This window comes from Mesorhizobium sp. BHbdii (assembly GCF_053848045.1).
This window is the reverse complement of the sequence record NZ_JBSPKX010000004.1, coordinates 558585-581620: the sequence shown is the minus strand read 5'-3', so window position 1 is coordinate 581620 and position 23036 is coordinate 558585. Positions and strand designations below refer to the sequence as shown.

Below are 23036 nucleotides of genomic sequence, written 5' to 3'. Positions count from 1 at the left end.
ACGCGCAAGCGCGGTTTCGAATACTATGGTGTCGCCGATCATTCGCAGTCCGCTCACTACGCAGGCGGCCTTTCGTTGCAGGAGATTGCTGAACAGCACCGCGAAGCTGACGGGCTGAACAAGGCATACAATGGAAAATTTCTCATACTGAAGGGCATCGAAGCGGACATCCTGGCGGATGGCTCGCTCGATTACCCGAATGATATCTTGGAGCAGTTCGATTTCGTCGTCGCGAGCGTGCACAGCCGCTTCAAGTTGCCCAAGAAGGAATAGACGGAGCGTATCATTGAGGCGATCGGAAATCCTCGGACGACAATCATCGGGCACATGACCGGCCGCCAGCTGTTGCGCCGGCCCGGTTATGATCTCGACGTCGACAAAGTCCTCAAAGCGTGTGCGAAACACGGCGTCGCTGTCGAAATCAACGCACATCCTTGGCGACTCGACCTCGACTGGCGCTGGCATCAAAAGGCACTCGATCAGGGCTGCATCTTCAGCATCAATCCGGACGCTCATTCGGTCCGCGAGCTCGACCACATGCATTGGGGTGTCGAGATGGCGCGCAAGGGCGGTGTCCCTGCGAAGCGGGTCCTGAACGCGATGCGTTTAACGGCCCTCCTTGCGCATCTCGCACGGCGCAGGCAAACGTCCTAACCTGCTTGTGCGCCCGGCCTATCAGCGCAGGAGTCCGTCATTCTCAAAATCTTCCCAGCCGCGCAAACTGGAGTGCGAGTTGTCATCGGGGCCATAGCCAGCTGAAGCTGCAGTTCCGCGACCGCTTCTTTGAGCACGTTTCATAGCGGCCTTCCCCGCGGCACGCCGCCTATTCTCTGCAGCTGTCGCTGCGTCCTGTTCGCGCCAGACCGTAACCAGGTCGCGGTCAAGCACATCCTCCACGTGCTGCGGGTCGAACACGTGAAAGGTGATGTTCCTTGCCCGCCCGCGGAGTTTCACCGTTTTCGTCCCGGCGCTCTGCAAGCGACCATCTTTCAGCCAGCGGTGCCGTTCGGCCGTCGAGATCGTCAGAATGTCCTCGATTTCACGGGGGATTACGGGCAGGTCTTCGATATTCTGCAGTGCTTTGGATACGATCCCGAATACCACCTGCACATCATTCTCGGCGCCCTCAGACAGGCGCAGGGTAAGCACGCGGGACTCGATATGGAGCAGTTCCCTGAACTCCATTGGAAGGCGGGCGCGTATTTCGAGAAAAATACCGCTCGCTCTGACGGACGATCCAAGCGTTGCAGCCGGGGTTAAAGGCCACTCTCCAATCAGCTTCGCTGTTGCATTGATTTTTCGGCGCGTGGACATGCCCCTTTATATAGGTCACCGATTGTCGGCAGCGATGAGCCGATCGCAAAGCCAACATGAGTTCTAATCCGCCAGCGGTCTGAACCACGATGCCCTAAAGGCGCAACCACGATTATCAGCGGGGCCGCTTGCAACTTCGGCTAACAGGAAGCGGCAGAGTTGATCTCAAAGTGCGATATCAGGCGCGTTGCTGACTGGCACCCTTGGGCCAGTAGCAGACTGGCAGCTCCTGGCATCGAGAGATGCGGTAGCAGACATTCGCCCTTGTTGGATTTGAAGTCTCCAACTGACCATCGCGCGAGCTTGGCCGCGCCCGACTGACGGCTGATACCGCTTGACATCGACTCTCCGTTCGGGAAACAGTGGTCAGACCACTGTAAGGCCAGTGGGAAGGAGGAGCGTCCGATGTTAACGATGCTTGCCGAGGGCGACGACCTATCGGGTGCAGAGAAGGTGTTCACCTTCTTCCGCGACGCGTTGCTGAACGGCACCCTGAAGCCGGGCGAGCGCCTGCTGGGCGAGCGTGAACTGTCGCTGAGCCTCAACGTATCTCGGCCGCTGCTGCGCGAGGCATTGCGCTCGCTCGCTATGCTCGGCTTCCTCGATATCCGCCATGGCAAGGGCGCCTACGTCCGCCAGGCCGACATCAACGTCCTCTCGGATTTCTTCACCTTCAGCCTCGCTCAGCAGCCCGACATCCTCGACGACGTGATGCAGGCACGCATTGCGATCGAGTGCCAGGCGATCCGGCTTGCCTGCGAGCGCGCGACGGAAAGCGATCTGAAGCGCATCGGCTCGAAGCTCACCCGGCTGATGGACACGTTGCACGATCCGATCGAGGGCGGCGCAGCCGACTTCGCTTTCCACCAGGCGATCGTCGAGGCCGGGCACAGCGAGGCACTGACCACGCTCTACGGCGCGATCGGCGAATTGCTCCGCCGCAGCCATGTCCAGCGGCGCGAAGTGACCGTCTCAGAGCCCGGCATCGTGGACTATCTTGTGGAAGCGCACCGCGAAGTGTTTCTATCGATTGTCGATCGCGATCCGGACGCGGCCGACCGCAAGCTCCGCGACCATTTCGCCATCGGCGACGAATTCCGTCGCCGAAGCCTCATCTCGGCCTTCGCCCGGAGGCCGCAGCCTAAGCAACAGGGATGAAAATCAAGGGAGGATTTCCGACATGCTGCACAGGACCATCATCAACGCGCTGACGGGCGCTGCCGTCGCGCTCGTCATGACGGGCGCTGCACTCTCCGCCGAATTACGCTACGCGCATGTGGGTGCCGAGGGCGACATCCAAACGATCTACGCCGCCGAGGCCGCGAAAGGCATCGCCGCCGCCACGAACAACGAAGTGACCGTGACGGTCTATCCAGCGAGTCAGCTCGGCGGCGTCGCCGAGATGGTCGACGGCGTAAAGATGGGCTCGATTTCGATGGGCCACCACGACTTCGCTTCGCTCGCACGCCTCGTGCCTGAGGTCGCGGTGTTCAACGCGCCCTTCATCTACCGCGACGGCGCGCATGCACTTGCCGCGACCGACCCGGCTACGTCGCCCGCGCTGCAGGCGATCAACGAGAAGCTCGTCGCACAGGGTGTGCGCATCATCGGCCGCATCTACCGCGGCGACCGCCAGATCTCGTCCAATTTCCCGGTCAAGACGCCGGCCGATCTCGCCGGCAAGCCGTTCCGCGCCGTCCCGCTCGAGTTGTGGGTCTCGATGGTCAAGGGGTTCGGCGCTATCCCGACTCCGGTCGAGGTCGCGGAACTGCCGACCGCCCTGATGACGGGCGTTGTGGTCGGGCAAGAGAACCCGCTGACCATGATCGCCTCGAACAACCTCAACGAAGTGCAGTCACATATCTCGATGACCGGCCACATGCGTGCCGTCCTCGCCGTCTTCGTCAATGAGGAGGTTTGGCAGGGCCTGACTGAGGCGCAGCGCGCCTCGATCACCAAAGTGCTCGACGACGAGGCAAAGAAGTCGCTGCAAATGGCCCAGGATGGCGAGGCCAAGCTCGTCGAAGAGCTGAAGGGACGCGGCATGACCATCATCACCGAGGCCGACGGGCTGGACATCGCCGCATTCCGCGACGGCGTCAACAAGCAGATCGCGCAGGACTTCCCGAACTTCACTCCGCTGATCGAGCAGATCCAGGCGGTCAAGTGATCGACGACGGCCGGGGCTCGCGCCCCCGCCAACCCCTTTGGTAAATAGTCGCCGCCAGCGCCGGTTCGCCGGCCGGAAGGGAGGACGCGATGCGCATCGCCGAACGCATTCTTACAGCTTTCGCCGTCATCATCATGGCCGGCCTCGTGCTCGTGCCGACCGCGCAGGTGATCATGCGCGGCGTCTTCTTGCTGCCTTTCATCGGGGCCGAGGAGTTCACGCGCTTCCTGCTCATCTGCTTGGTCTTCTGCGCCTATCCACTGGTGGTGCAGAACGGCGAGAACATCGTCATGGGCGAATTCAAAGCCGCGATGCCAAAGCGCCTGCGCGGGATCGTCAACTGGTCGATCTCGATCGGCGCCATCGCCGCAACCGGCTTCCTCACCTATGTCACGGCAACCAACATTTCGAGGAACCTGGCCAACGCGACGCCGACGCTCGGCATCCCGTTCTGGATCTTTCTCGGCGCGACCTTGTTCAGCTTCGCCGGCGCGGCTCTCGTCCACCTCCTCCATCTGCGCAAGCCGCCGCAGGCCGACACCAACATCGCGGTCTGACATGGGCTTTGCGGTCGTCATCGCCTTCCTGGCGCTCTTCATGCTCGGCTTTCCGGTGGTCTATGCCATCCTCCTGCCGTCCATTGCTTACGTAATCATCGAAGGCCTTCCGCTCGGCCTCCTTGCACAGCGCGTCACCTACGCGCTCGATTCCTTCCCGCTGGTTGCGGTTCCGCTGTTCATCTTCGTCGGCAATTTGATGAACCTGTCGGGGATCACCGACCGCATCTTCCGATTTGCCTACACGCTAGTCGGCCGCGTGCCGGGCGGGCTGGCGCAGGTGAACGTTTTCGGCAGCTTGGTCTTCTCCGGTATGTCGGGCGCCGCGCTCGCCGATATTGGAGGACTCGGACGCATCGAGATCGACGCGATGAAGAAGCGCGGATTCGACGCCTCCTTCGCAGGCGCCGTCACCGGCGCCTCGGCGACATTGGGGCCGATCTTCCCGCCGTCCATTCCCCTGATCGTCTACGGCTCGGTGACGAGCGTCTCGATCGTGCAGCTCCTGGTCGCGGGTATCGTGCCCGCCATACTGTGCACTGCGCTCCTGATGCTGACGGTGCTCGTGGTGGCGACAATCCACAAGCATCCGCGGGCCGACCGCTGGCCGACGCTGTGGGAAGTAGGACGCGACTTCCTGCCGGCGCTGCCCGCGGTCGTGGCGCCCGCCCTGATGATTGCGGGCATGACAGCCGGCGCCTTCACGCCGACCGAGGCGGCGGCCATCACCACCGTCTACGTCATCCTCATCAGCGCCTTGCTCTACCGCGAGTTGACCCTCGATCATCTGTGGAACTCGGCCGTGCTCACCGCGCGCAGTTCCTCGGCGATCCTGATCATTGTGGCGGCAGCGGCCCTCTTTGGCTGGATCCTCGCGGTCGAGCAAGTGCCGCAGAGCTTCGCGGCCGCACTGCTTGGCCTCTCACGCGATCCGGTAATGCTACTCGTCATCGCGAATCTCATCTTCTTTGTGGCGGGCATGTTCCTGGATTCCACGACGGCTACACTGCTGCTGGTGCCGATCATCGCGCCGCCGCTGGTGCTGGCAGGCGTCGACCCGGTTCAGCTCGGCATCGTGACGATCTTCAATCTGATGCTCGGCCTGCTTACACCGCCGATGGGCCTGTCGCTTTTTCTGGTGGCCGACATCGCCAAGGTCTCGATCCGGCAACTGCTCAAGGCGCTGCTGCCGTTCTACATCCCGCTGCTGACCACGCTTGCGATCCTGACCTTCGCGAAGGATCTCACCTTGTGGCTGCCCCGCATGATCGCTCAGTAACCCTGGAGAATTCTGAAGATGCGCATAGTCATCGGTTCCGACCACGCCGGCTTTCCGCTCAAGGCGACAATCATCGATCATATAAAGTCGCTGGGACACGAAGTGCACGACGCCGGATCCTACGATCCCAATCCGGTGGACTTTCCGGACATCGCGAAGACGGTGACGTCATCGATTATCGAGGGCAAGGCGGAGCGCGGCCTGATGGTGTGCGGCACGGGAGTCGGCGCTTCAATCGCGGCCAACAAGGTGAAGGGCATCCGTGCGGCGGTCTGCCACGACGTGCATTCGGCCCACCAATCGGTCGAGCACGACGACGTCAACGTCATGTGCATCGGCGCGCAGATCATCGGTGCCTGGCTCGCCAAGGACCTGGTTACCGCGTACCTGCAGGCCGAGCTTTCCACCGACGAGGATTTCCGCCGCCGCGTGCGCAAGCTCGCCGAGATGGATGGCGAGCGGTAGTTTCAAGAGAAGAAGGCAGTATCTGGGCCGTAGGCGGCCGGTCCGCTTTTGGCAGGTGAAAGTACGAATCAGGCATTCTTGCAGTGGGCGGGGCACCCGCTTCGGCGCTCCGACGTGATCACCGCCGCGAGGGCCTGCGCTGCAGCAGTTTGCTTAACATATGCCCACATCGAGCGGGCCGGCTCTGCGAGGGACCGGTATGTGGAACTACGCGGCAAACCGACAAGGCCGAGTTCATCTACGAACGGGCCGGCGAGCCCATTCGATGTGCCTGGCACGGATGGGAGTTCGATATCCGGTCCGGAAAGTGCCTCGTCGACGACAAGCTCAAGGCGCGGACCTTTCCAGTCTATTTGGACGGCGAGGACATTTACGTCGAATTTGGCCAATGACCTGAACGAGCGTTCGGGACGCGCATTATGGTGCGTCCGCGAGCAGACTTCGGAGGGAGTAACCATGGATACCGTGAAATTCACGCACATGAAGGATGGCGACCGTGAGGACTACGCCTTCCTGAGCGAACATGAGATCGAGTATGCAGCCGGGACCCCCGTACAACCATGACGAATATGCCGCCGCCGTCATCCGGCCCTTTGTGCGCGAACAGTGCGCTTGGGTCGTCGAGAAGCATGGCGATTTCCAGCTGCTCTATTACGGCGAACATGTTGGGGCCGATCCGCACAAGCGGGAGGCCTGCCGGGGCAACACCTATTTTGATGATTGCGTTGAATTCTGCGAGAAATGGGCCAGGCCAGCTTTGACCCGGACTATTCGGCCCGACCGCTCGAATTCTTCGCACCGCTGGTGAGAGAGGTTTTCGCTCGCCAGAGCTATGATCCGGCGGTCACCAGGATCGGGGTTCGCATTCCGATGTCCGACGACCGGATCGCGGCGGAGCGGTCGGCTCACACCTAGACCAGTCGCATTATCCGGATCACACCTCATAAGCTTCGTGATGTCGGCACGCCTGAACCCGGCAGGGCCGGGGCGGCAGCAGAGGACCCGAGCGGGCAGGTTCGGCGCGAGGAAGCCGCCACATGCGGCGGAAAAAGCTGGTGGCGAGGGTTTCGGGCGGGCCGGATCCGCTCTAGGTCATAGAGAGCTGGATAAATGCAATGGCGCGGAACGCGGCCGTATCCTCTGTTTCGGGTTCTCGGGATCGCCCGAGCGACCTTCAGCGTGGTCGCGATGATGCCCGCTATTAGGGATATTAGAAGCGGCCATGACCCTTCGCAACGGCGGCCTTGCGGCGCGTTCCAGTTCGACCGTCTACGGCTCAACTTGGGGCCGAAAGCAGGCAGGCGGCTTAAGGCTACCGATTCGCGAAGACCAGACGTTCGCTGGCGCGAGAAGCGTCATAGCCCGTTCCGCTCGAAGAGGCTACTTGCCCGAAGGCACCGACACATCCATTTCTGGCACGTAGCTGGAAATGAAGTTCGAGCATCGCCACATCAGCATGCGGACCGGCAGTCTGATGGCACTATTGTCATTTTTGCGACCGACGAAGCGTCTCGCGACTGACGTTGATGTTTGAGGAGTGTGAATGACGGTACGCTTTGCATTCGACAACAGCTATGCTCGGCTGCCGAGCTCGTTTTATGCGCGTGTTTCCCCGACCCCGGTCTCCGCACCGCACCTCCTCAAGCTTAACCAGGAGCTGGCCGTTCAGCTCGGGCTCAACCCGGTAGAACTCGCCACACAGGCGGGTGTTGAGATTCTTGCCGGCAAGCGGATTCCCGAGGGTGCCGAGCCGATCGCCACCGCCTATGCCGGACACCAGTTCGGCCAGTTTGTGCCGCAGCTCGGCGACGGAAGGGCAATCCTGCTAGGCGAGATCGTCGATCAGGAAGGAGTGCGCCGGGATATCCAGCTAAAGGGCTCCGGCCGAACACCGTTTTCCCGCGGCGGCGACGGGCGGGCGGCGCTTGGCCCCGTTCTACGCGAGTACATCGTCAGCGAGGCCATGGCGGCTCTTGGCATTCCGACCACTCGGGCGCTTGCTGCGGTCATGACGGGCGATGAGGTGATACGAGAAACCTACCTGCCAGGCGCAGTGCTGACGCGGGTCGCATCCAGCCACATCCGGATCGGAACCTTCGAATTCTTCTCGGCGCGCGGGGACGTGGATGCGGTGAGGGCTCTCGCTGATCACGCGATCTCCCGGCACTACCCGGATGCCGCGGGCGCTGCTCGTCCCTACCTGGCACTGCTGGAAAGTGTGATTGCGCGCCAAGCGAACCTCGTAGCGCAGTGGCTGCTCGTCGGCTTCATCCACGGGGTCATGAACACCGACAACATGTCTATCGCCGGCGAGACGATTGACTATGGCCCCTGCGCTTTTCTGGACATCTACAATCCCAAGACCGTATTCAGCTCGATCGACCAGTTAGGTCGCTACGCTTATGCCAATCAGCCTGCGATCGCCCAGTGGAACCTGACGCGGCTGGCGGAGTGTCTGCTGCCCCTCCTGGCTGAGGATCAGGACAAATCCGTGGAGCAGGCCCAAGAGGCGCTTTCTGCCTTCGCAGCACGGTTCAGCGACGCGTATAATAGTGGCTTGCGTAGCAAGTTGGGACTTTTGTCGGAGCGGGAGGGCGATCTTGCGCTGACGCAGGATCTTCTCGATCGGATGGTCGCTGGCAAGGCGGACTTCACCATGACTTTCCGACGCCTGAGCGAGGCCGCTATTGGACCCGAAGGCGACGTCGCGGTGCGCAGCCTCTTCGAAGACCCTGCCCCATATGACGAATGGGCCGAGCGCTGGCGCCAACGGCTCGGTCAAGAGCCGCAGGAAGGTTCAGCGCGCCGGGCTTCCATGCAGCGCGTCAATCCGGCCGTTATCCCGCGCAACCACCGCGTTGAGGCGGTCATCGAGGCCGCCGTGGAGAAACAGGAGTTCGGACCGTTCGAGGACCTTCTGACCGTGCTCGGCAAGCCTTACGAAGTCCAGCCAGGCTTCGCGAGCTATGCCGAGCCACCACCGCGCGATGGCCGCGTCTATAAGACCTTTTGTGGGACCTGAACCTGAAGGTTCGTTCCGAAGAGATGTGTTGGATGACGAAAAAGAGCGCTCGATCGCGCGAGCGACGTTCCGGCTAGCATTCCGATGCGTATCAGCAGCGCCAGCCGCCGATCGTCCAGGAGATCCCGCCCGAGTGGCTCGATCTCGCCTTCGCCGATGCCGCCCGGATCGATGAGGTCGTGGCCGCAGCGCTCGCGGCGCAACCTAATATCAGCGAACTGGAATTCCGCCGGTTCATCGAAGGCCGCGCCCGCGCTGTCCAGAACGTCGCCGCCTTCCTCGTTGCCAACATGACCTTTGCCGAAGGCGAGGACGCCGCAGCGCGGACCGGTGAACTTGCGGCCAATACCTTGGCCCATCACCTCGCTGACGAGGAGACGCGGGTTCGTCTCGTCGAAGTGTTTCGGTCGATCGGGGAGTCGATCGCGGCCAACACCGATGGCGCCCAGCGCGCTCTCATTCGACGGTCGCCCCTACCGCCGGCGGCGGTTGCCGAACTCAAGACGTGGCTCACCGATAATCTCGAGAACCTCCAGACGGCAGTGCAGGAGAACCGGCTGTTCGCCGAAATTTCTCCGTTGGCGCTCCGTTTCGCCACGTCCCGCGCGATCCGGGCGATCAGCGTTCAGGATTTAGTTCCGCGCGCTCTCCAGGAGTGGGTGGCGGGCAGATCCTATGCCGTGATCTTCGACACATTGGCTGAGGCAAAAGTTCGGGTCGGGCGTGACCATGTCACTGTCGAAGATGCTGTTGCGCTGTGCGAGAGCGGCTTCGGCTACGATGTTGCGATGATCGCTGCATCGATAGCGGATCTGACCGAGGAGCTGGACGACGCACTGCACACGGGCGCCAGTCTGCTGCAAAAGCAGATCAAATACGGTCTGACCGATCGCGCGGCGATTGCGTTTCACGAGGCCGGGTTCGCGGATCGGTATGTCGCGAGTCTTCTCGGTCTCGTCTGGGAAAATGTCGTCGACCGGGGCGGCGTCCGCGCAGCCTGCCAGCAAGAGGAGATCGTACGCGCGGTGCTCGCGCACATTCCAAGCTATTTCGTCGGGGTCGCTGCTGAGCTTGGAGGATGGGCCTAACACGCGTCATGTCCAGGTACGTCGATCGGAACGCGAGTCATTTGTTTGCGACCGCGCTAGATGCACACTCGTCGCTGACGCGTCTCAACCAACGGCGCTTTTGCATCATCATGGCCGACATCGAATGACCGAAATCAAGCGCGTCTCTGCCGTTCCTAATGTCTGCTGCGGGTCACCGGTTATCGTATGGCTGTCCAGAAGGAAGGCGTAGAAGGTCGCATGATTGAAAACTAGGCAAGCTCGCGAAAACTGGAAAATCAGCTGCGGGGAAACTAGGTGACCGTACCGATGTGCGAGGATGCTGCCGCGCACACGATGAGCTCGTGAGTTTGGAAAGAACTGCCAAGCAGCCCATGATCTCGCGAATCAGGGATTTACAATGACCTGATATTCTACCGCATTTGGTCGAAGACCGAGCGCGGGATCGACCGGTCGCCCAATCCTCTCCTCCGCGTCCTGATTTCGCGATCGCGCAGGCATCCAGTCGACGCCTAGAATCAGCCATTGCCGCTTCACTGCGAAGCCCCTTCGAATTGTCGCATGATTGCGCTACGCTAAGGCCAATCTGGGCGACGGAATGGTCATGGCGGCACGACCGGCGTCCGAGGATTGGTCGAGCGGGAGCGCCCATGACCGCCCTAGACGCCATCGAAGCCGATGCGAGACGTCCGCTCTCGGGCACTGGTCGGATCGCCAAGCTGGCGGCGCCGCGCAGCGCCAGGATATTGAGGCGAAACCGTATTCTCGCAGCGATCGATCGGACATCGCGATCAACCATATGCTGGGTGGCCGCGCCGGCCGGTTACGGCAAGACGACCGCGGTCATCGACTATCTCGAAAGCGTCCGGGCGCAGCATGTGTGGTTCCGCATCGACGAGGGCGACCAGGATATTGCGCGCTTCTTTCAATATCTGGCGCAGTCACTCGCCTCCCCCGCGGTTGGGAACATGCCGGTCTTCGGCGTCGAATATGCCGAGCAGCCGAAGGAGTTCGCCAGGCGCTTCTTCAGAGCCTATTTCGCGCGGCTGAAGCCCGGCACCATTCTGGTCCTCGACGATTTGCACGACGCCGACACGCCCGAATTCCGAGCGGTGCTTTCCGTGATGTTCCGAGAACTTCCTGACACGGTCCGCTGCATCTGCGTCTCACGCACGCTGCCCCAGGAGGAACTGGGCGACCTCGTTCTCAAAGGCCAAATGGCCGTTATCGACCGCTGGGCGCTCGAATTCTCGGCATCGGAGGCCCGCGACTTCGTCAAGCTGCGTTCAAAGCACGGCGCCGCTTCAGTCGATGTCGAAGCGGCACGCGGCTGGGCGATCGGGCTGCTTCTCCTCGCTGATCACGGCTCGGCGGTTGGACCCGACGACACGAAAGGGACAGCACCCGGCGGGCAGAACGCGCTGTCGGACGTTCTCGGCCGCCATTTCTTCCTTTCCCTTCCCGCCCCCGACCAGGATATGCTGCTGAAACTCAATCTGCTGCCCGAAATCAGCGCCGAACTGGCGGACGTGATGATCGGGTCGGGCGAAGCGGGAAAGCTGCTCGGCAGGCTCTACAAGCGGCAGTTGCTGGTCACGCGAACGGAAAACAGCCGCGACGTCTTCCACCTGCACGACCTCTTGCGGGACTTCCTCGACCGACGCTTCGCGCAGCGTGTGCCGCCAGAAGAGCAGAAGTCGCTCAAACAAAGGGCGGCAAAGGTCCTCGCGGACGCCGGTCGTTATGACGAAGCCATACACCTCGCCTTGCAGGCAGAGGACTGGGGCCGGGCGAGCGAGCTCATGCTGAGCCGGGCGGAGGCCGTGCTGGCGCAGGGACATCGGACAACCTTTATCGAATGGGTCGGCCGGTTGCCGGAAGGGTTCATGAACGGCTGGCATTTCTATTGGCTGGGCGTGGCCCACATGCCGGATGACGCAGCGGCAGAGCACTGGCTGTCAAAGGCCTGGCATGCCTTTGGCGAGGCCGACGATCGGCGCGGGCTTTGTCTTACGGTGTCGCGCGCGGTTCTGGTCAAGTCGGACAGTTGGCGAACCTACGAGGGTCTTTCGGCCTGGACCCGCCGGGCATTCGAAATCATCGAGCGCGGCCTGCCGGAACTGCCTTCCGAGGAAGCGATGCTGGTGCGCATCGGCATGGTGCGGGCGCTGAATTTCGGCGACGAGTACTATGCCAACAGCCCGGCCGGACAAAAGCTGGAAACCGAACTGCTGGAGCGGTTGACCCGGAATCCCGATCACGATCCGAGCGGATTGCGGCTGCTTGCCAGCGAATCCCTGATCGAGCATTCGGTATCGATCATGCGGGCCGATTTGTTCACGAAGGCCGTCGACAGCGTTGTCGAGGATTTGAGCGACAAGGAGGTGCTGCCTTGGGTCCTCGGTATGTGGCTGGTCGAGTTTGGCGCCAAGAGCGGCCGTTATTTTCCCTACAAGAGAAGGGGTTTTCCCTATCCTTCGGCCGAAGCGGCGTTGCGGGGGGCGATCGCGATCGGTGAGCGCGAGTCGCTCAAGGGCGTGGAGTTCGGTGGCCTCTATCATCTTCAGATGCAGATGAAGTTCCGCAACGACTTTGCCGAGTTGCACCAGGTGGTCGAGCGCCTGGCCGAGATCGCCGACAGCCGTTTCAGCACGCAGGTCGCCATCGTAGCCAATTGCTACGCTACGCTTCATGCCAGGCAAGGCGATTTCGCGGCCGCCTATCAGGATTGCGAGCGCTTCATGGCAGCAAGCGAGGCCGCCAACGAGCCGATGGTCGAGCGCTGGGCGCACTATATCACGAAGTTCCAGGTGCTGCTGGCCGACAGGAAGCCGCGCGAAGCCGCCGCGCTACTCAGGGACCTGCTACCGCGGCTGGAGGGCGGCGCCCGCAAACGTACGGAGATATGCATCCTGGGCGCGGCCGCGCTGGAGCGCCTGTGGGACGGGGATTCACACTATGGCGACCGGCTGAAGGTCTTCATGGAGGCGCTGCGCGACATCAGCTGGCCAAATGGTGCTCCTCAATGTTCCGGAGTTGCTCGCCGAACTGCTTGGCGATGCGCTTGAGCGCGGCATCGAGCCCAAGCTTTGCCGGTCGCTGATCGCGGAACGCCGGTTGGACTCGCCGCAGCGGCGGCCCGCGGCCTGGCCATGGCCGCTCAAGGTCCACGTTCTCGGAGGCTTTCGGCTCGAACTCGATGGAAACCCTCTTAATCTCGGCGCCAAGCCACCGACGAAGGCGCTCGACATCCTGCGGGTGCTGGCAATCTCGAAAGACAACACCTGCTCGCTGGAGACCCTTCAGGACTGGCTGTGGCCCGACCTCGACGGCGACCAGGCGCGGGCGGCGTGCGAGCAGGCGCTGCATCGGCTGCGCAAGCTGCTCGGGCGGATCGACCTCATTGTTCAGCGGGAAGGCAAGCTTCGCCTCGCGTCGGACAAGGTCTGGGTCGACCTCGCCGACTGGGATGCGCGGCTCAAGGCCGTCACGACAGCCAATGGCGAGGCGGCGGGACTGCGCCCGGACGCGGAGGCGCTCTTCCTCGCATTCCCCGGTCCGCTGTTTCTGCATGAGCGAGCCAGCTTCTGGTCGCTCGCCGCCGCTGAAAAAGTGCGTCGCGATCTGATCGATCTCGCATTGCGGATCGGCCAGAGGCTGGAGGCTACTAACGCCCATGAAGCGCGCTCGATTTATCTGAGGACGTTGGACCTCTATCCGGATGCCGGACCCGTCTGCAGGGCGCTGATCAAGGAGCGGCTGTCGCGCCGTGATTTCGAATGCGCGGTCGACGACTATGCGCGCTACGAACGGGCGCTGCGTGCTGCCGGAGAAGCGGCGCCCGCTGCGGAAATACGCGCCCTGGTCGAACCCTATCTTGTGCGGCATATGCGCTGAAGGCGATGCGTTGTGCTGTCTGGCGAAACACGGCGCTATAGCCGGAGTCATCGCTCAAGCTCCGTTCAGGATGTTTGCGGCCAGGAGAAGGGCTGCCAGGATCAGAACGAGACCGGCGATCGCGTCCATCCGCTTGCGGTAGATCGGGCGGTCGAAGCGGCGCGACAGGCCCACCCCGGCCAGGCTCCAGCCATAGAACTTGATTGGGGAAGCCCGTGAGGAACCCGGCAGCGAACCCCGCCTGTTCCTCGCTGCCGTAGCTGAACGAGAGAACGCCGACGAGAACATCGCCTCGAGCCAAACCAGAGGATTGAGCCAGGTAACGGCAAGCATCGATCCGATCGCCCGAGATCGGCACTTGCCGCCTGTTGTGGCGGCCGCCGTCCTGCGTTTCCGGCTGATGTTGAGCAAGGTGCGCGCGCCCCACCAGGCGAGGAATATGGCGCTTACCGCCTGCAGCACACCGGAGATTGCGGGATGGGGCGTCAGCAGCGTTCCAAGCCCGCCGATTCCCATGGTCACCAAAGCGATTTCCGAGACGTATCCGGTGGAAGCGACCGTAAAGGGGTGGCTGCGGGTCAGCCCCGCCTGGATCAACATGAGGTTCTGGGGGCCGAGGGAAAAGATAAGCCCGAGGCCGAACACGAAGCCGGATTCCGCTGCCGGCGACAACAGGGCGTCGGCTGTCATGTGACGCACCCTGGCTTTTTCGGTCCCGCACCCTTCTGCAACTGCCGCCCACGCGACGCAGGATGGGAGGCAGGCGCATATGGATCGCTTACGGCAAAGCCGGCAGTCCCGCTCCCAGGTTCACGGTTCGAGGACCGGACCTGGATTGACAGCTAGACTGCGGCACACGGATCGATTCTTCAAACAGCTCGTGCTGCACGCACCCAATCGAGTCTTGCGGCGGGAACAAGGCCGTAATTGTAAAAATTGATACCGTCGACGTCCGGCGCCAGCGCCGGTTTCACTTTGGCGGCGAGGATTTCAGGGCCCGCCATTTCCGGATAGAAGAGCCGATAGCCGGCGCCGAGGAATTTATCTGCTCCGAGCGCGGTACGGCCGGCCGCCATCAGGCCTGCGACATCGCCGGCCTGCATGTCGTAGGCACACAGGATCGCCCCGTCACAGACCTTGCCGAGCGCTGCCAGATCGCAGCCGCCGAGCCAGCCGTCTTTGAGGTCGATGATGAGGACACGTGTCTCCGGGTCGGCAACCTCGCGCAGCTCGGCGACAAGACTGGTTACCGGCTCGAACCGCCACAACAGATAGGCATGGAGTTGCGGCCAGGGCAGAAAGGTGTCGAGGCCACTTGCGGGAAATTCTGGAAAGCGCCGTTCAGGAACCGCGCGCTCGCACGCCTCGGCAATCCACTGCTTGACGAGCTCACGCGCCGCCTCGCCTTCAATGCCGGCACCGGACGCACGCGCGAGGCAGGACGGACAGAAGCACAGCGACAGAAGGAAATCGTCTTCCGGCGTCAGCCCGAGACCGTCCTTCTCGTGATGGTATTCATGGGCAAAGCCCATGAAGGACGGGCTTTCAAGTTCGATTCTGTCCGGCTTGTAAGTATGCGTGATATCCGCGGCCAGCGCGCGGACGTAGGCGCGAGCATCCGGATGCGATGGGCAGAGATTGTAATAATTGGGGTCGCCAAAGGCGTTGCGGGTGACGGCCTGCGGATAAAGCATGCCGAGGCGGGTATTGTGCAGGCAGACCGTCCAGCACGACACCTGGAGGCCGCCTGCCTCGCGCCGTTGGATAAGTTCGGCCAGAACGTCGCCACCTTCCGTGATCACGTCCGCCACCTTGGGCTGGATCACGAGATCGGCCCATCGCGCGGTGGTTGGTTTGAAGTAGATCGTGCCGTCCTCGGGGAAATAGGCTTTGCGGCGCGGGCTGCGCGGCTGCAGGAACCGACCGGCATGATAGGAGGTCGCCAAGCTGATCATGTTGAGCCCGGCACGCTCGAACAGATCGCGTTCGACCATCTCCAAGCCCAAATCCTGGACATCCCAGGGGTAGGTCCACATCGAAAGCTGCATGAAATATCCTCAGTTTTCTGCAATGGCGCCGTAAAGACGCCGATTGGGCTCCCGTCAGCCTTCCACCGGTTCGGCGACTTGCAAGAGGCAGTCTCCCGCCTCGCACATCGTGTGCAGCCGGCGCGAAAGTACGATACCGCTTTCGGCGAAATGCAGGGCTTCCTCGGCAAGATCGAGCCGTTCGAGGTCGTGATACCAGCCGGCCAATTGTCCGGCGGTCACGCCGTCGCCGAGCCTGACGGCGGGTTCGAACCAGCCGCGGCGGGTGGCGTACAGGCCCTGACTGTGCCGGGAAAGCGAGAGCAGTCGCGTCGGCGCCGAAGGCTTTGACCCAGGCGCAAGGACCGGCGCTTCGACCACGCCGAGGGTAATCATCAGACTGTCGATCGCGCGAGCGGTAATCGCCATCGTGTCGACTGTGGCGGTGCCGCCGCCGCCGAACTCGCCGCTGACGCCAATGGCACCGGCCCGGCGGGCTGCGCCCATGGAGGTCGGCGAGGCCCGGCCATTGTCGGCCACGAACCCATACGGCATGCCGAGCGCCCGCATCAGCTCAACCCCGCGCCCCTGCCGGTCGGGATCGGTATTGCGCTCGACAAGCGCCGTGGGAAGATGCTCCATCGAGGTGCCGCCCGAATGAATATCGAAGATCACGTCTTGGCGGGGAAACAGTTCCGTCTCCAGGAAATTGGCAAGCCGGCTTGTCGGGGTACCCAACGGATCGCCGGGAAAGGCGCGGTTGAGATTGCCGCCGTCAAGCGGCGAACAGCGTTTGGCGGCCATGACCGCCGGTGCGTTCGCCATCGGCAGAATGGTGACACGGCCCTTGATCCGCTTGGGATCGAGCCGGCGGATCAGCTTTGCCAGCGACAGCTCGCCCTCATATTCGTCGCCGTGATTGCCGGCCATCAGAAGCAGCGATGGGCCTTCACCGTTGCGAATGAGGCAGATCGGGACTTTGACCTGGAAATAGGGCGAACGGTCTGTCGAGAAGGGAATGCTGAGATGGCCTGATGTCTTGCCGTCCCGGTCGAAGTCGAGCGTATGGGTGAGGCCGGTGTGCATGGCGACAACTCAGACGGCGGCAACCGCGGTGACCTCGATACGGAGATCGGGGTCGGCGAGACGAGCCTCGACGCAAGCCCGCGCCGGCAGGCGTTGAGGATCCACCCAGGCATCGTAGATGCTGTTCATGGCGTCGAAGTCGCCGATCTGCGGCAGGAAAATGTTGACCGCCACAAGCTTCGACTTGCTGCTGCCGGCCTCGACTAAGAGCGCCTCGATCTTTGAGAGCACATCGCTGGTCTGGCCTTCGATACCGGCCTTGCGATTGTCAGCCACTTGGCCTGCGATGTGGACGAGGCCACCATAGACGACCGCCTGCGACATGCGGGAGCCGGACTGGAAATACTTGATCATATTGGATCCTTTCGAGGTTCTCTTGGGGCCGCCGCAAGATCCGGTCAGCCGAAATAGGTGGGAAAGGCGTGGCGGACATGGCCGGCCGCGTCGACGCCGAAGATCACGCGATAGCGATCGAGGCAGGTGCAGGGATGGGAGATGCCGAATTCAATGATGTCGCCAACGGCAATGTCGTCGCTGGGTGCAATCGACAGGAAGGCGTGCTGGTCGTTGAGCTTGAAGACCTCGGCGTGCGGTACCGGCAGCGGCTTGCCGGTCCGGAAGACCGCGAGCACCATCGGAAACCCCTGATCGAACGACACGTCGCGCATGCCCATGCCGCATATCGCGAGGCCGGGCTCCGGCCGCGACAGCACTTCGGCCCATAGGCGCAAAGCCGGACGAAACGAGTTTCGTGCGGAAACACCAACGCCGCCGACTGCAAAGCCCTTGCGGGCATCGAGTGCGCTAAGCGAGCGATCATAGATGCCATGGTCGTGGAAGAAGATGGCGCCGCTGCGCAACACCAGCGTTGCATTGCCGTCCCTGGAAACGGCGGGCGAAAGCGCGGCGACCACTTTGTCGAAGAACACCGAGCCGCCGGCCGTGACGACCAGCGGCGCAGCGCCGCCGACGCGGGCGCGAAGCCGCAGCAACATGTCGGCGGTCATCGCCAACAAGTCGGAGATCACCTCCTCGGCGCGGCCGGAGTCGGGTTGCGCCGCGGCACCTTCGTAGGTTGCGACACCGGCAATCAGCAGCCGTCCGCCGGCTGCATCAACTGCATCGGCGATCGCCTCAGCTTCGCCAGTAGTCCGCGCGCCTGCCCTCCCCGCACCGAGTTCGACGAGCACGCGCAACGGCGGCAGCATCGCATTGGACCGCCAGGCTTCGGCGAGCGCATTCACGGCGACGGCAGAGTCGGCGAAGACGAAGAGCTCGACGCTTGGCCAGGCGCCAACCAGCGCGGCGAGCCGGTTCGCACCGCCTGATCCACCAACCTCGTTGGCGATGATCAGCCGTGTGAGGCCGGCCCTGAGCATCACCGCGGCTTGTCTGATATCCGCGACGGTCGTGCCCCATGCTCCGGCCTCTACCAACGATCGAGCAAGGTCCGGCGCCATCGGGGTCTTGGCATGCGGCGCGATCATGGCACCATGTTCACCTGCATAGCGCAGAAACAGGTCACGATTGGCGATGAAGGCCTCCTCGTCGAGGGTCAGCACCGGCAGCGACATGTGCCCATCAGCCGGGTGCCAGCGCTCAGATGCGACAAGGCTGCTGTCCAGCCCGAAGGTGCCGGGCGGCACGCCGCGGATGCAATCATCGAGCAGGAACTTTTCACGGGTCGCGAGCGACGGTACGGGTGAGTTTTCGGTCATCCGATGCTATTCCTTCCGCCTTCGCACGATGAAGTCCGGATCGATTTCCGATGCCGGCCACAGCATGAGAGAGATGCGTGCCAAAGCTTTACTCCGGACCGATCATCGATGCCCACCATCATCTTTGGGATCTCGGCCTCGGCCGGCACCCCTGGCTCGCTAGAACGGCTGGCGAACGCGGCGGCCTGGGCGAGGTTGGCCCCTTGCGGCGAAACTATCTTCCAGAGGATTATTTGCGCGACGCCAGCCGGCACAATGTCGTCGCCACCATCCATGTCGAAGCCGGTTGGGCCGGGGATGACTGCGTCGGCGAAACGCGGTGGCTTGAAACGCTCGACAAGTCGCGTGGCGTGGCCGCCCGCTACGTCGTTCACGTCCCGCTGGCGAACCGCCATGCGCCGGCGCTGGTCGAGGCGCAGGCGGCATTCGACCGTGTCGTCGGCGTGCGCGACATACTGAGCTGGGATCCTGACCCCGCCCGCCGTTTCGCTGCCCGTGACGGCATCATGGACGATCCGGGCTGGCGGGCCGGCCTGTCCCTGCTTGCCGGCCATCGGCTGGTTTTCGATCTGATGGTGTTTCCGCGCCAGCTCGCCGGTTCGGCGCGCCTTGCAGCGGCCTATCCGGACCAGTTCTTTGTCCTCAACCACTGCGGCAGCCCGATCGATCGCAATTCCGACGGAATGCGGGCGTGGCGCGAAGGAGTTCGGCGTTTGTCCCAGTGTGACAACGTCGCCATCAAGATATCGGATCTGGTCGCCTACGATCATGACTGGACGCTCGACAGCCTGAAGCCGGTTGTCATGCATTGCATAGACTGTTTCGGCACGCGGCGCGCGATGTTCGGCAGTGACTTCCCGGTGGCCGGTCTGCACGCGTCGTTCGATGCGGTATATGACAGCTTCAAGGCCATTGCCTGCGAGCTTTCCGCAGACGAGCAGACGGCGCTGTTCTTCGGCAATGCAAGGCGCATCTACCGGCTGGACGGTATGTCATCGGCGGGCCTGCTCCCTGCCTGAGAGAAGCAGCAGCCCAAGGATCAGCGAACCGAACAGAATGCTGCGCCAGCCGGGCGATGCGTTGACGACGGTGATCAGAGCCGTGATTGTGACCAGCAGGATGGCGCCGGGGATGGTGCCGGCATAGGTGCCGAGCCCGCCAAGGATCGAGGTGCCGCCGAGAACCACGGCGGCAATCGAGGCGAGGAGATAGGGATCGCCGATCCCGACATAGCCCTGTCCGTTCATGCCGAGCACCAGCACGCCCGCAAGCCCTGAAGTGAAGCCGCTGATGCCGTAGACCGCCAGGGTGGTCGAGGCGACGGGAACGCCGGAGAGTGCCGCGGCGAGTGGGTTGGCGCCCATGGCGAAGAGCCGTGCTCCAAAGGATGTGGCATGCATTGCGGTCAGTACGATCACGGAGACGGCCAACCACAAGAGCACACCTGCGGGAATACCGGCCGGCCGCGCATTGCCGAGCCATCGAACCAGCGGGTTTTCGGCGGTCACGGCGCTGCCGCCGGCGATGATGATCAGCAGACCCTGCAGGAATGTCGCCATTGCCAGGGTCATGATCATCGGATGAACGCGCAACAGCGCCACGCCTAGCCCGTTCACCAGACCGATGGTCGTCGTCAACGCAAGGACGGCAAGGACGGCGGTGAGCCCGGTCGGATCCGCCTGCCACGACAGCAGCGGCAGGCTGACGGCGCTCACTGTGACGATCGCCGCGACGGAAAGGTCGATGCCGCCGGCGATGACTACAAAGGTCTGGCCCGCCGCAACCAGGCCGATGACCGCGGCCAGTTCGACCAGATAGCGCAAATGGCCATAGGCGCCGAAGCCACGCGAAGCGAAGCTCGCCGCGATCCACACCCCTGCTACGATGGCGACCGTGAGGAAGGGCCGGCTGCGCAGGATTGTCAGGGCGCGTCTGCCGCCAACGGTCTCTTTCCATGCTGTCATTGCTGCACCTTGCGGAATTGCGGGATGGCGACCGCCCCGATGATGATGAGGCCCTGGGCGACATACTGGGCGACCGGCGTGAAGCCGAGGAAGAACATGACACTGATCATCAGGCTGAGCAGCAGGCTGCCGGCAAGAGCGCCGCGCATCGTGCCTTGCCCGCCGAGGAAACCGATGCCGCCGAGCACGGCGGCGGCGATGGAATTCAGCGTGAACGCCGTGCCGATGACCGGATCGCCCGAACCCGTTTGCGCGGCGACGAACAGGCCGGCGCCTGTGCAAAGCAGACCGCTGATCGCGTATGCGGCGATCCGGGCACCGTCGACCGGCACGCCGGAGCGGTAGGCGCCGACCGGATTCTCGCCGGCGGCATAGAGGCTCAAACCAAGCGGCATGGCGAGGTAGAGCTTCCACAGAAGGACGATGAGCACCAGCAGCACGAAGGCCGCGGGCGTGTTGCCGGCAAGCAGGTCCGACAGCCACTCCGGAATGGCGCCGCCGGGTCTCGGCAGGATGAGCAGCGCAGCACCGCCGATGATGAAGGAGCCGGCGAGCGTCACCACGATCGCCGGCAACCGAAGTTTTACGACGATCAACCCGGTCGCGGCACCGATGCCGAGACCGGTCAGCGCCACCGCAGCGGCACCGCCGGCTACGCCCAGCGGCCCAGTCATTATCGTCGCGGCGATCACCGCGCCCAGGCTGACCATTGCGCCGATGGCTAGGCTGATGCCGCCGGTAAGCATGAGGATCGCCTGGGCCATGGCGACCAGCGCCAGCGGAAACCAGCTCTGGGTGAATTTGGCGAAGCCGGAACCGGTCAAGAGGCCGGGAAAGAGGACGCCATAGGCGATGAGGAATGCCATGACCACGGCGAACAGGCCCCGCACGCCGACATTGCGGCGCAGCTGAACCGGCCAGTAGAGAGCGCCGGTTTGCCTTGAGGAGCCCACCGTACTCATGCCGCCACCTTGCGCTGTTCGGCGCCCATCGCGGCGGAAACGATCGCTTCCTCGCTCAGTGCGCCGCGCTCGAGCATGGCCACGATATGGCCCTCCCGGACCACCGCGACGCGGTCGCAAAGGTGCACCAGTTCGGGTGTGTCGGAACTGAGCAGCACGACCGCCTTGCCGGCGGCGGCGAAGTTGCGAAGCATCATATAAATTTCGCGCTTGGTCTCGACATCGACGCCGCGTGTCGGGTCATTGAGGAGAAGCACAAGCGGGTTGTGCGGCATCCATTTCGCCAGCGCGACCTTCTGCTGGTTGCCGCCCGACAGGGCCTGTGCCGGCCGGCCGAGGTCGCCCTTGATGGCAAGCTGGACGGCGAGACCTCTTGCCGTCTCACGCTCGGCACGGCGGCTGCGCAGCTTCAGCGCCGGCAGTCTTGCGAAAGCGGGCAGCATCATGTTGGTGATGATGGAATGGATCAGGTGCAGGCCTTCGCGCTTGCGGTCGGCCGGGACATAGGCGAGGCCAAGCGCGTTGGCCTTCGGCACACCGGCGGGCAGACCCGAAGCACCGTTGACGGTCGCGGATGCCGTCCTCGCCGGAATGGCACCGTAGAGGCCGAGCAGCAAATCTTCTTGCCCTTGCCCAACCAGGCCTCCGATGCCGAGCACCTCGCCCGTCCTGATGTCGAGATCGACATCGCGCATCAGGCCGGCCGAAAAATTGCGAACCGAGATGGCGCTGGCAGCCGATGCCGAAGGCTGCCAATGCGGAAAGAGGTCGCCGGGGTCGCGGCCGACCATCAGCCGTACCAGTCCGCTGGCGTCGGTTCCTTCCAGCGTGCGGTCCGCCGTGCAGGTGCCGTCCTTCAGGACAGTGACATGCTGGCACAGCGCCATGACTTCGTTCAGCCGGTGCGAAATGTAGAGAATAGCGATGCCCTCGCCGCGCAGCCTCTCCAGCAACTGCGTCAGGACTTTCGTTTCGGTTGCCGAAAGCGACGAAGTGGGTTCGTCGAGAATGAGCACGCGCGGCCGGCGGTAAAGCGCCTTGGCTATCTCCACCATCTGCCGGCGGCCAAGCGACAAATGTCCGACCGGTATCGAGAGCGGTTCGTGAAGCCCGACAAGATCGCATGCTGCCCTGGCCCGCACGGCGAGTTCGGGATAGTCGAGCAAACCGAACCGGCGCGGATAAGCGCCAAGGCCGATGTTCTCGGCGATGGAGAGGCTGGCCGTCAGGCTGAGTTCCTGCTGGACAACCGCGATCCCCGCCTGTTGCGCATAGGCGGGAGTCATGCGCGACACCGGGCGCCCATCGACCTCGATCGCCCCCCCGTCCGGGCGCAAGGCACCGGACAAGAGGTTGATCAGCGTCGACTTTCCGGCGCCGTTCTCGCCGAGCAGCGCATGCACGCGGCCCGGCTGGAGAGCGATGGACACGTCGCGCAGGACGGGGTTGCCGAAGAAGGACTTCGACACCCCCCGCGCGGCAAGAAGCGGAGCCGTGGCCACCAATTT

The 23036-nt window shown here is 63.2% G+C and carries 20 protein-coding genes and 2 pseudogenes; 13 read left to right on the top strand and 9 right to left on the bottom strand.

Features of this window, described 5'->3' with window-relative positions; all coding sequences use genetic code 11:
• A pseudogene (locus tag ACWTU8_RS23410) lies at positions 1 to 654 on the top strand (PHP domain-containing protein); the annotation flags it as partial.
• Positions 655 to 675: 21 nt separating this feature from the next.
• Here ACWTU8_RS23410 and ACWTU8_RS23405 read toward each other — a convergent pair.
• Entirely contained in the window at positions 676 to 1314 is a 639-nt protein-coding gene (locus ACWTU8_RS23405) for a hypothetical protein (protein ID WP_455850013.1), read from the bottom strand.
• A gap of 405 nt (positions 1315 to 1719) precedes the next feature.
• Here ACWTU8_RS23405 and ACWTU8_RS23400 point away from each other — a divergent pair, with 405 nt between their 5' ends.
• From ACWTU8_RS23400 to ACWTU8_RS23350, 11 genes and pseudogenes are all read left to right on the top strand, one after another.
• Entirely contained in the window at positions 1720 to 2472 is a 753-nt protein-coding gene (locus tag ACWTU8_RS23400; protein WP_455850012.1) for a FadR/GntR family transcriptional regulator, read from the top strand.
• 22 nt (positions 2473 to 2494) lie between these two features.
• Positions 2495 to 3484, top strand: a complete 990-nt coding sequence (locus ACWTU8_RS23395) for a TRAP transporter substrate-binding protein (protein WP_455850011.1) — start codon at positions 2495 to 2497, stop codon at positions 3482 to 3484.
• An 89-nt stretch (positions 3485 to 3573) separates the two neighbouring features.
• Positions 3574 to 4041, top strand: coding sequence for a TRAP transporter small permease (locus ACWTU8_RS23390; RefSeq protein ID WP_455850010.1), 468 nt, complete (start codon positions 3574 to 3576; stop codon positions 4039 to 4041).
• 1 nt (position 4042) lies between these two features.
• The gene (locus ACWTU8_RS23385) at positions 4043 to 5320 is read left to right on the top strand and encodes a TRAP transporter large permease (protein ID WP_455850009.1); all 1278 of its coding nucleotides are present in this window, start codon (positions 4043 to 4045) and stop codon (positions 5318 to 5320) included.
• Between the two features lie 18 nt (positions 5321 to 5338).
• Positions 5339 to 5785: a ribose 5-phosphate isomerase B gene (rpiB, locus tag ACWTU8_RS23380; protein WP_455850008.1), complete on the top strand. Its 447-nt coding sequence runs from the start codon at positions 5339 to 5341 to the stop codon at positions 5783 to 5785.
• An 83-nt stretch (positions 5786 to 5868) separates the two neighbouring features.
• Entirely contained in the window at positions 5869 to 6177 is a 309-nt protein-coding gene (locus ACWTU8_RS23375) for a Rieske (2Fe-2S) protein (protein WP_455850007.1), read from the top strand.
• 64 nt (positions 6178 to 6241) lie between these two features.
• A pseudogene (locus ACWTU8_RS23370) lies at positions 6242 to 6700 on the top strand (hypothetical protein).
• A gap of 628 nt (positions 6701 to 7328) precedes the next feature.
• A complete protein-coding gene (locus tag ACWTU8_RS23365; protein ID WP_455850006.1) occupies positions 7329 to 8807 on the top strand; it encodes a protein adenylyltransferase SelO in 1479 nt (492 codons plus the stop codon).
• Positions 8808 to 8986: 179 nt separating this feature from the next.
• Entirely contained in the window at positions 8987 to 9895 is a 909-nt protein-coding gene (locus tag ACWTU8_RS23360; protein WP_455850005.1) for a hypothetical protein, read from the top strand.
• 629 nt (positions 9896 to 10524) lie between these two features.
• Positions 10525 to 12942, top strand: a complete 2418-nt coding sequence (locus tag ACWTU8_RS23355) for an AAA family ATPase (protein WP_455850004.1) — start codon at positions 10525 to 10527, stop codon at positions 12940 to 12942.
• A complete protein-coding gene (locus ACWTU8_RS23350; RefSeq protein ID WP_455850003.1) occupies positions 12887 to 13771 on the top strand; it encodes an AfsR/SARP family transcriptional regulator in 885 nt (294 codons plus the stop codon). The genes ACWTU8_RS23355 and ACWTU8_RS23350 overlap by 56 nt, the downstream gene beginning before the upstream one ends.
• A gap of 54 nt (positions 13772 to 13825) precedes the next feature.
• Here the strand turns inward: ACWTU8_RS23350 and ACWTU8_RS23345 are convergent, their stop codons facing one another.
• The 5 genes from ACWTU8_RS23345 to ACWTU8_RS23325 all read right to left on the bottom strand — a co-directional run bounded on the left by ACWTU8_RS23345 (position 13826) and on the right by ACWTU8_RS23325 (position 18602).
• Positions 13826 to 14461: a LysE/ArgO family amino acid transporter gene (locus ACWTU8_RS23345; protein ID WP_455850002.1), complete on the bottom strand. Its 636-nt coding sequence runs from the start codon at positions 14459 to 14461 to the stop codon at positions 13826 to 13828.
• A 179-nt stretch (positions 14462 to 14640) separates the two neighbouring features.
• Positions 14641 to 15819, bottom strand: coding sequence for a hypothetical protein (locus ACWTU8_RS23340; RefSeq protein ID WP_455850001.1), 1179 nt, complete (start codon positions 15817 to 15819; stop codon positions 14641 to 14643).
• A gap of 54 nt (positions 15820 to 15873) precedes the next feature.
• Positions 15874 to 16884 (bottom strand): succinylglutamate desuccinylase/aspartoacylase family protein, encoded by a 1011-nt coding sequence (locus ACWTU8_RS23335; RefSeq protein ID WP_455850000.1) that lies wholly within the window; start codon positions 16882 to 16884, stop codon positions 15874 to 15876.
• A gap of 9 nt (positions 16885 to 16893) precedes the next feature.
• Complete coding sequence (locus ACWTU8_RS23330) at positions 16894 to 17238, bottom strand: RidA family protein (RefSeq protein WP_036267438.1); 345 nt, start codon at positions 17236 to 17238, stop codon at positions 16894 to 16896.
• 44 nt (positions 17239 to 17282) lie between these two features.
• Positions 17283 to 18602, bottom strand: a complete 1320-nt coding sequence (locus ACWTU8_RS23325) for an alanine racemase (RefSeq protein ID WP_455849999.1) — start codon at positions 18600 to 18602, stop codon at positions 17283 to 17285.
• Positions 18603 to 18679: 77 nt separating this feature from the next.
• On the opposite strand from ACWTU8_RS23325, the gene ACWTU8_RS23320 reads away from it, so the two are divergent.
• Positions 18680 to 19621: an amidohydrolase family protein gene (locus ACWTU8_RS23320; protein WP_455849998.1), complete on the top strand. Its 942-nt coding sequence runs from the start codon at positions 18680 to 18682 to the stop codon at positions 19619 to 19621.
• On the opposite strand, the gene ACWTU8_RS23315 is transcribed toward ACWTU8_RS23320, so the two are convergent.
• Genes ACWTU8_RS23315 through ACWTU8_RS23305 form a run of 3 tightly spaced genes read right to left on the bottom strand, consistent with a single transcriptional unit; the run spans position 19595 to position 23033 of the window.
• On the bottom strand, positions 19595 to 20566 hold the full coding sequence (locus tag ACWTU8_RS23315) for an ABC transporter permease (RefSeq protein ID WP_095518504.1): 972 nt from the start codon (positions 20564 to 20566) through the stop codon (positions 19595 to 19597). The two genes, ACWTU8_RS23320 and ACWTU8_RS23315, sit on opposite strands and share 27 nt — an antisense overlap.
• Entirely contained in the window at positions 20563 to 21528 is a 966-nt protein-coding gene (locus ACWTU8_RS23310; protein WP_455849997.1) for an ABC transporter permease, read from the bottom strand. The genes ACWTU8_RS23315 and ACWTU8_RS23310 overlap by 4 nt, the downstream gene beginning before the upstream one ends.
• Complete coding sequence (locus tag ACWTU8_RS23305) at positions 21525 to 23033, bottom strand: sugar ABC transporter ATP-binding protein (protein ID WP_455849996.1); 1509 nt, start codon at positions 23031 to 23033, stop codon at positions 21525 to 21527. The genes ACWTU8_RS23310 and ACWTU8_RS23305 overlap by 4 nt, the downstream gene beginning before the upstream one ends.
• Positions 23034 to 23036: the final 3 nt, after the last annotated feature.

Coding starts and splice junctions, on each gene's coding strand:
- ACWTU8_RS23405 (WP_455850013.1), bottom strand. CDS start 1,314: ATGTCCACGCGCCGAAAAATCAATGCAACAGCGAAGCTGATTGGAGAG.
- ACWTU8_RS23400 (WP_455850012.1), top strand. CDS start 1,720: ATGTTAACGATGCTTGCCGAGGGCGACGACCTATCGGGTGCAGAGAAG.
- ACWTU8_RS23395 (WP_455850011.1), top strand. CDS start 2,495: ATGCTGCACAGGACCATCATCAACGCGCTGACGGGCGCTGCCGTCGCG.
- ACWTU8_RS23390 (WP_455850010.1), top strand. CDS start 3,574: ATGCGCATCGCCGAACGCATTCTTACAGCTTTCGCCGTCATCATCATG.
- ACWTU8_RS23385 (WP_455850009.1), top strand. CDS start 4,043: ATGGGCTTTGCGGTCGTCATCGCCTTCCTGGCGCTCTTCATGCTCGGC.
- rpiB (WP_455850008.1), top strand. CDS start 5,339: ATGCGCATAGTCATCGGTTCCGACCACGCCGGCTTTCCGCTCAAGGCG.
- ACWTU8_RS23365 (WP_455850006.1), top strand. CDS start 7,329: ATGACGGTACGCTTTGCATTCGACAACAGCTATGCTCGGCTGCCGAGC.
- ACWTU8_RS23355 (WP_455850004.1), top strand. CDS start 10,525: ATGACCGCCCTAGACGCCATCGAAGCCGATGCGAGACGTCCGCTCTCG.
- ACWTU8_RS23350 (WP_455850003.1), top strand. CDS start 12,887: ATGGTGCTCCTCAATGTTCCGGAGTTGCTCGCCGAACTGCTTGGCGAT.
- ACWTU8_RS23345 (WP_455850002.1), bottom strand. CDS start 14,461: ATGACAGCCGACGCCCTGTTGTCGCCGGCAGCGGAATCCGGCTTCGTG.
- ACWTU8_RS23340 (WP_455850001.1), bottom strand. CDS start 15,819: ATGCAGCTTTCGATGTGGACCTACCCCTGGGATGTCCAGGATTTGGGC.
- ACWTU8_RS23335 (WP_455850000.1), bottom strand. CDS start 16,884: ATGCACACCGGCCTCACCCATACGCTCGACTTCGACCGGGACGGCAAG.
- ACWTU8_RS23330 (WP_036267438.1), bottom strand. CDS start 17,238: ATGATCAAGTATTTCCAGTCCGGCTCCCGCATGTCGCAGGCGGTCGTC.
- ACWTU8_RS23325 (WP_455849999.1), bottom strand. CDS start 18,602: ATGACCGAAAACTCACCCGTACCGTCGCTCGCGACCCGTGAAAAGTTC.
- ACWTU8_RS23315 (WP_095518504.1), bottom strand. CDS start 20,566: ATGACAGCATGGAAAGAGACCGTTGGCGGCAGACGCGCCCTGACAATC.
- ACWTU8_RS23310 (WP_455849997.1), bottom strand. CDS start 21,528: ATGAGTACGGTGGGCTCCTCAAGGCAAACCGGCGCTCTCTACTGGCCG.